The organism is Marivita sp. S0852, from assembly GCF_046591575.1.
GTDB lineage: Bacteria > Pseudomonadota > Alphaproteobacteria > Rhodobacterales > Rhodobacteraceae > Marivita.
This window is the reverse complement of the sequence record NZ_JBIQWA010000043.1, coordinates 1-281: the sequence shown is the minus strand read 5'-3', so window position 1 is coordinate 281 and position 281 is coordinate 1. Positions and strand designations below refer to the sequence as shown.

Sequence of the window (281 nt, the reverse complement as noted above, 5' to 3'; positions counted from 1 at the left end):
TTGTATTTCCCGACGCTTTCCAGCGAACTCGCACCCACATTGGTGATCTTGCTGGTGCCAACCTGTTCCACCCGCGCCACGCCGATGGTGTCGGATTTGAAACTGCCGACGATGGTGTTCATCACTCCGGGCATCGGAAATAGACCTGCCGCCGCCGACCCCACCCCGGACCCGGCATCGCCAAGCGCACGGCCTGCGTCGGGCCGGTTGCTGCTGCCGCCGACGACACCGGCACGGCTGGCCAGCCCGCTCATATCGAGAAACCCAAGCGCCGAACTGGC

Annotated in this window: 1 pseudogene; it reads right to left on the bottom strand. The window is 64.8% G+C overall.

The window, feature by feature from the left end:
- A pseudogene (locus tag ACG74X_RS21345) lies at positions 1-281 on the bottom strand (type VI secretion system tip protein VgrG); the annotation flags it as partial.